General features: G+C 50.0%; 5 protein-coding genes. 2 read left to right on the top strand and 3 right to left on the bottom strand.

The window, feature by feature from the left end; translation table 11 throughout:
• Nucleotides 1–278 precede the first annotated feature (278 nt).
• On the top strand, nt 279–902 hold the full coding sequence (locus JW883_12985; protein ID MBN1843180.1) for a hypothetical protein: 624 nt from the start codon (nt 279–281) through the stop codon (nt 900–902).
• Between the two features lie 72 nt (nt 903–974).
• A complete protein-coding gene (locus tag JW883_12980) occupies nt 975–1784 on the top strand; it encodes a methyltransferase domain-containing protein (GenBank protein ID MBN1843179.1) in 810 nt (269 codons plus the stop codon).
• A 203-nt stretch (nt 1785–1987) separates the two neighbouring features.
• On the opposite strand, the gene JW883_12975 is transcribed toward JW883_12980, so the two are convergent.
• The 3 genes from JW883_12975 to hypE all read right to left on the bottom strand — a co-directional run bounded on the left by JW883_12975 (nt 1988) and on the right by hypE (nt 7113).
• Nucleotides 1988–2383, bottom strand: coding sequence for a hypothetical protein (locus JW883_12975; GenBank protein MBN1843178.1), 396 nt, complete (start codon nt 2381–2383; stop codon nt 1988–1990).
• Nucleotides 2384–2568: 185 nt separating this feature from the next.
• Nucleotides 2569–6099 carry a UvrD-helicase domain-containing protein gene (locus JW883_12970; protein MBN1843177.1) on the bottom strand — a complete coding sequence of 1177 codons (3531 nt, stop codon included), beginning with the start codon at nt 6097–6099 and terminating at the stop codon, nt 2569–2571.
• Nucleotides 6100–7113, bottom strand: coding sequence for a hydrogenase expression/formation protein HypE (gene hypE, locus JW883_12965; protein MBN1843176.1), 1014 nt, complete (start codon nt 7111–7113; stop codon nt 6100–6102).
• Between the last annotated feature and the right edge of the window lie 141 nt (nt 7114–7254).

Genomic DNA, 7254 nt, shown 5'->3' with positions numbered 1-7254 from the left:
TTGAAGTGTTTTCCCCCGTAAGAGAGGATTATTTGCCGAAGGAAAGAGATCAACAATAAGTGGCCTGACCTCTATATGGCCTAACCGCGCACATGCCGGGCGTACACAAACAAAATAAGCCGACGTAGTAAACTGCGCGGCTTATTTAAGTAGTTAGGCAAGGCTTCATTGAAGAAAAGGGGGGAAATGGAAGCAAGCAGCAGATCAAAAAGTCTTGAGCCTGCGCGCTTGGTGACTTCCTATATGTCAGCGCAGAACTCACGACAAAAGGTGGGGTGATGGAGCTAAAATCGACAGATGATGGGATGACAAAATTTAAGAATGTACCATTTTGTGCTCTGGTCAAAGATGACAAGGACCTTGCTGCTCTTCGCCGTGACTACGCTTCAACGGATGCACGAGAGCGAAGAATGGCAGCAGACTGGGAATATCATTCCCAGATGGCTAGTGAGATCTTCAACGATTCAATGGCGCTGGCAGGTAAAGAAGGATTGGGAAAGTCCTTTTGGCCTTCCGGGGTTGTCGCTCTTGCCATAGATCCGATGTATGCACCCGCCATTCTTACTGTTGGGTCAATTGAATATCAGCTCGGGCGTGTAGAAGAAGCCATGAAACTGTTCATGACGCTTACGACATTGCCAAAAGACGAAGAAGACCTAAGTACTATTATAGACAAGGCGGGTGATTTCCTCATTGATCAAGGTAATTACGAAAATGCACTGGCGTATGTTTCCAGTTCAGTCCGCCTGAGGCGGATTTCTCTGAGCAAGGCCGCACAAGGGTTTACGCCGAGACGTACTTTTGGTACGTCGCAGGCGTACTGTTCTCAAGCCGCAGGCGCAAAACCCGCGGAGAACGCCGCCCAGAGGAAAAAGGGCCATTTATGGATGGAAACTAGCTAGTAGGGTGAGAGTGCCTAGACCAGGTGTTCGCGGAGCCTAAGGTTGGGAGAAGGGCAAGTGCCTTAGAGAAAAATGAATAACGAATACGTTCACGGATATAATCAGCGAGAGAACATTCGTCTTCAAGACCAGGCTTCGACTCTTGTAGATTTGTTGCATTCAGATACTTTGTTTCCAGCAGGAAGCAGAGTTCTTGAGGCTGGGTGTGGTGTTGGAGCACAAACATCAACTTTGGCAAGAAATAGCCCGGAAGCCCGCATTACATCGATTGACATATCTGAAGCATCGGTCGCTGAAGCCAAGAAAAAGGTAGAGTCGGAGGGCTTCTCCAATGTCTGTTTTCAGCAAGGCGATATTTTTAATCTATCTTTCGAAGCGAACTCATTCGATCATGTTTTTGTCTGCTTTGTACTTGAGCACCTCTCCAAACCGGTGGAAGCTCTATCTGTCCGCAAAAAGATTATCAGGCCGGGTGGGACCATAACCGTCATTGAAGGAGATCATGGCTCGACATACTTCTATCCGGATAGCTTACATGCCCATAGAGCAATCCAATGTCAAGTCGATCTTCAGAAACAAGCCGGAGGAAACGCAAATATCGGCAGGCAACTTTTTCCCCTTCTCAACAGTGCGGGCTTTGATTTTGTACGGGTATCACCACGCATGGTTTATGTTGATGCAAGTCGGCCGGAACTGGTGGAAGGATTCACCAAGAAAACATTTACGGCAATGATTGAGGGGATACGGGAAGCTGCCATTGACGCTAAAATGATTAAGCCGGCAGAATTAATTGATAGAGGCATCGGGGACCTTTACAGGACGACGGAATTCGACGGTGTCTTCTGCTATACTTTTTTCAAGGCCGTGGCAAAAAAAGGATAATTGCCGAACAAACGGCTGATCGTGCCAAGGTAGATCCGAGACCTTGCACAACCGATCGCTTACCGTGGGCTGGGATAAGTTGAGTTTTTTGGCCAGCTCCACGGTTGTCATTCCCAACTCCCGGTGGCACCAGTAACACACCAAACTACGGGTTTTTAGCGTCTGCCTGTATTTCCCACGGCGGAAGGGACTTTCCGGCAAGGTTATTGACTCTGCCTGGTCAGAGATGACATCTGAGCTTGCTGATAATGTCTCAAGATCAATTTGTGCGGAAAGTCCAGACTTGAAAGGTAGCCGAGGTTTGCATCCAAAAACCTCTCTTTTAGCCCTTGTAACACTTCATCTTTTTCGGTTTTGGCAATGAAGTTTCGCGTTTTTTCATAGTGGTAAGTGGCTTTTTCACCCACTGCCGCCCGGATCGCTTCAAATGGAACATCCGGCGCTTCCTCGCCTTCAAAGTACTCCGGTTTTACGGCGACTTCCATGCGAGCCACAAACGAGACCTGCCACCTGTCTCCGGCCACAGGCTTCGAACGATCGTAGAGCTCAAGGGTCAGACCATTTTCAAGCTTCATCTTGGCAATCAGTTTTTCTTTCATGCTGCAATCCAAAGTCGTAAAAGTTCAGCTGCCTATTTTTTGGCAGGATTAATCCTCCATAGGCGAGCAGGCAAGGATGGACTGGATTAATCTTGTTGATAAAATACGTATCCTATTATCAAGCAATATCCTGTTTATCATGTAATCCTGTCAAGAGGTTTCTTGAAATCAAGTCAATTCAGTCGTCAGAGGTCAAAAAGGCTAAGTTGAGAATCTTGCCTCTTGGCTGCCGGCTTCCCGGAAAAAGGTTTCTCGTGTTGTTTCAACTCTGCTTCAATGGCTTCGAGAAAGGGGGAGATGTGCTGAACGGTCTTTTGTCCGAACCGTTGGCGTCTATTTGCATGGGTAAGATAGACCTTTTCCTTGGCCCGGGTCAGGGCCACATAAAACAGCCTTCTCTCTTCCTCCAGACTCCCCTCATCGCCTTCCCCTCTCCGGTAAGGAATCAGGCCGTTTTCACAACCCGCAATGAACACCACAGGAAATTCCAGCCCTTTGGAAGCATGCATCGTCATGAGGGGGACGGTTTCTGCCCGTGGATCATACAGATCCTGCTCTTTCTCAAGGGCAAGGTGGGCAAGAAGCTCTGCGGAACGCTCTCCGAAGGACCGCGATAAGGCCAGGAGTGTCCTGACGCTTTCCTCAAAGGTTTTGTCCTTACACATCTCATCCATAATGTTGAACCGGTCCAGTGTGAACTGAATCTGCCTACATACACTTTGTCCCTTCACGAGTTCTTTGAATGCATTGAGATCCTGCCCAAAGCTCATGAGTCTGGTCCTGGCACGCGCAGCCAGGCCGCGGATCTCGTCTGCCCGATCCAATGCAGTCAAAAAAGAATATCCCGTGGCCTTGCACCAACTCCTAATAGCCTCCACAGTCCTCAGGCCGATGCCCCTCGAAGGAAAGTTGACAATGCGCTCCACGTCAAAGTCCGATGCAACGGATAACCCAACTTTCATGTATGAAATCAGCCCCCTGATCCCTTTTCGGTCCTCCAGCCTTTCATCTCCAACGCTCTGGAATGGAATGCCGGACCTTGCAAAGGCCTCCTTTAAGGCCTTTGCCTGTTCTTTGACGCGATACAGCACAGCAAAATCAGAAAAACTCCGCTCCTGTTGGCTGCAAGGGGCATTGACACGGCCGCTATCCACTGAAAAATGGCTAATCCCGCCAACTTCTTCGTCAATTGTCTTGACGATATATTCGGCTTCGGCCCGCTCTGTAGGAAGCCTGGCAATTGTAAGGGCCTTTACTCCATGAATCCCGGACCAGGCCCCTCTTTTTTCGCTGCTTGAACCGGCCACACTCATGACCTGTCCGGATGCCCGCAAAATCGTTTCCGTAGACCGGTAATTCTGCCTGAGAAAAATCATCTTTGCGTCAGGATAATCGGTCGAGAACCTGTGGAAAAATTTGACATCCGCACCTCTGAATCCATAGATCGCCTGATCCGGATCACCGATTACACACAGATTATGGCCTTCAGGCGCAAGGAGTCGCACGAGACGATATTGGCCGTAGTTAATATCCTGATACTCGTCGACTGAGACAAAAGAAAACCTTTGCCGGTACCTTTTCGCCATCTCTTCATCCGCCTCAAAAAGCCTGACTACGTTGAAAATGAGGTCATCAAAATCAAGCAGGCCATTTTTCTCAAGGAGTTGCTGGTAGTCGCTGTAGAGAACTGAAAATTGACTCAAAAAGGCTTCAGGCACATGACCGGCAAGATCGTCTCCAGGAGAAAGCATAACCTGTTTGACCAGAGAAATAAGGTTCAGGACCCTATTGGGGTCGGCCTTTAACCGGGAAAGGTCGATTAGTGAATCCCTGATAGCGACTTTCACAAACTCCATTCGATCGGCTTCACTCAGAACAAAGACCGAATGTGTCAGCCCCAACGAATCCTTTTCATGCAGGATGATATCAAGACACAAGCCGTGAAAGGTCTTGATGGTCATCCTCTTCAAGTCGCCAGGATCTTCAAGAAGTCTCCTTAACCGCTCGGCCATCTCCCGGGCCGCCTTATTTGTGAAGGTCACGGCAAGTACCTGTTCGGGCCGGGCAATTCCCTTTGAGAGCAGATACTCTATGCGATGAGTCAAGGTCCTGGTTTTGCCCGTTCCGGGCCCTGCAACAATCAATAGCGGCTCACCCACGTGTTCAGTTGCCTCCTGCTGAACCTCGTTCAGGTTGTCGGAAAGATGCTGATGTGCCGGCCAACGGTCCGCTGATGGCGCAGCTTCCCGGTCTAGAAGAGGGGCTTGAGTCATAGACCCAGACTGAGAGGTCTTTGTGTCCCGAGCGACCGTTGCATCATGTTCCTCCAAAGGCAAAATGTGTCCCTGTCGAGGCGCGGCACCGCCTTTTTCAAACAAAGAAAGCTGCGGTTTTTTGGCCCGAGACTTCTTCTTAATTCCAGATGGTATGCTAAAAAGATTCCGCTGCCCCAGGAGGTGTTGGCGTTCTTCGTCTCCAAAGATGGAGACTGTGCCAAACTCGCCATCGTATCCTGGAGCAATCTGAACATTGTTTTCTCTCATTCGCTTGATTGCTTCAGCAAGCAGGGCCGATCCGTGTTGCTCAAGGGCGTCGAAGGGGGTGCTTCTAAGGATTTCAAACTCCGGCCCGAGCCTTTCAAGAAGGGTCTGATAGGCGTTACCCACCTTTTTGCTCTTTGGCCCCACGCCGAGCACCTCCGATAGTACATCAGTCAAGGGGAGAAGACTCTGGTACGGATGTGCCCCTTGTGGTTTTTCCCCGGCCTTGCGGTCGGCCAGCTCTTCCACACGGTACATAACGCCGATAGTGACCGGCTTGCCGCAGACAGGACAAAGCCCCTTGTTTTGCATGGTCTCAATGGGTGAGAGTCTGACCCCGCATTTCCGATGGCCGTCAAAATGATACTTTCCCTGCTCGGCAAAATATTCAAGTGTGCCCAAGAAACGCTTGGGGTCGCCGGCCTTGAGGGCATCTTTCATAGCAAAATACGAAAGATCTGTATCAAAAAGGTTTGCCTCCCTTCCGAGGTTTGCCGGAGAATGGGCATCAGAATTGGAAACCAAGGTGAGCCCGTCCAATGATGAGACCCGCCAGTTCATCGCAGGGTCAGCGGAAAGCCCGGTCTCTGCAGCGAAGATCTGGGAGGTAAGATCCTCGAAGCACTCTTCAATGGAGTCAAAACCCGATTTCGAGCCAAGGACGGAAAACCAGGGGGTCCAGATGTGTGCAGGTATCAGGAATGCATCTTCTGAGGTTTCAAGGACGATCTCAAGAAGCGTCTTGGAATCAAGTCCCAGGATCGGCCTCCCATCAGAGGCGATGTTGCCGATCCGGTCAAGTCTGTTGTTGATTTTCTCAGCAATGTCAAGGGTGGGCGCCAGGATCACATTGTGGACCTTCCTGGTCTTCCCGGCCTTTTTGTAGATACTGCTGATCTCAACGCTCAGCATGAATCGTACGGGCCCAGCACAACTGGGCGGCACCATGTGAGCAGTTTCCCCTGCATATTCCGGCTTTAAGCTAAACAGGCCGTCTTCTGCAGGCACAAGTTTCTCGGAAAGCTCAGAAAACCACTGAGGGTGGGTAAAATCTCCGGTGCCGACAACCGCAATCCCTTTCAACTGAGCCCAGAGGTTCACGTGCTCCAGATTCAGGTTTTTGGCTGTTGCCCGTGAAAGATAAGAATGGACGTGAAGATCGGCAAGGAATTCCATCTAGCAAATACGTGGGAGCTGTTCGCCTGCCAGCATGTCCAGGATACGGGCGCCTCCGATGCCGGTTTTCATAAAGACCCTGCCGGGATTTTCCGCAACTACCCTGCCGATGATCGCGGCATCACTGCCGTATGGATGTGCCTTTATGCACTTTAGGACTTTTTCTGCATCCTCGGGCGCCACAAATGCTATTAATTTCCCCTCATTGGCCAAGTAGAGGGGGTCAAGTCCGAGTAGTTCACATGCCCCCTCCACTCCTTCGCGCAATGGTATCTGGTCTTCTGTGAGTTCAATACCAATGTTTGACTGAAGGGCAATTTCGTTTAAAGTAGTGGCAAGCCCGCCGCGTGTGGGATCCCGCATGGCGTGGATCTGATTACTTGCGGCCATCATCTCTGCTACCAGCCCGTTTAATGGAGCGGAATCGCTTTGAATCGGGGCATCAAAAGAAAGCCCCTCCCGCATGGAAAGAATGGTTACCCCGTGATCGCCCACGGTGCCGCTGACAAGAACTGAATCTCCAACCTTGGCATTTTTCCCGGCAATATGAGCATTGTTTCTTATGATACCGACACCGGAAGTATTGATAAAGATCTTATCCACGCTGCCGCGATTGACGACTTTGGTATCGCCGGTAATAATCTGTACCCCCGCAGTCTCAGCCGCTTCCTTCATGGATTGTATGATCCGGGCAAGGTCGGCCATAGGAAACCCCTCCTCTAAAATGAAACCCACACTGAGATAGAGGGGCACTGCACCGCGCATAGCCAGGTCATTCACAGTGCCATGGACTCCAAGGCAACCGATATCGCCACCCGGGAAAAAGATAGGGTCCACCGTGTAAGTGTCCGTGGAAAAAGCCAGTCTGTGTTCTCCTATTTCAAACACGGTGCTGTCTTCCAGGCTGTCCAAGAGGTCATTTTTGAATTCAGGCAGAAACACACGGGTTATCAGCTCATGGGAAGCCCGGCCTCCGCTGCCATGGTCCAACAAAATCGTATCTTCATTTTTCATAATTCTTACTGTGCTCCTAAATCCTTAAATCCCTGAATCCTTAAATTGTTCAATTAGTTGCCAGTCTTCAAAAACAGCGTATTCCAAATATGTTCTGCCACACAAAAAACACGAATTTCACAAGGGACTAGAACTTCACCT

Source organism: Deltaproteobacteria bacterium, from assembly GCA_016930875.1.
Taxonomy (GTDB): Bacteria; Desulfobacterota; Desulfobacteria; order Desulfobacterales.
Note: the sequence above shows the minus strand (reverse complement) of the source record. Positions and strands in the feature narration are given on the sequence as shown.

Coding starts and splice junctions, on each gene's coding strand:
- JW883_12985 (MBN1843180.1), top strand. CDS start 279: ATGGAGCTAAAATCGACAGATGATGGGATGACAAAATTTAAGAATGTA.
- JW883_12980 (MBN1843179.1), top strand. CDS start 975: ATGAATAACGAATACGTTCACGGATATAATCAGCGAGAGAACATTCGT.
- JW883_12975 (MBN1843178.1), bottom strand. CDS start 2,383: ATGAAAGAAAAACTGATTGCCAAGATGAAGCTTGAAAATGGTCTGACC.
- JW883_12970 (MBN1843177.1), bottom strand. CDS start 6,099: ATGGAATTCCTTGCCGATCTTCACGTCCATTCTTATCTTTCACGGGCA.
- hypE (MBN1843176.1), bottom strand. CDS start 7,113: ATGAAAAATGAAGATACGATTTTGTTGGACCATGGCAGCGGAGGCCGG.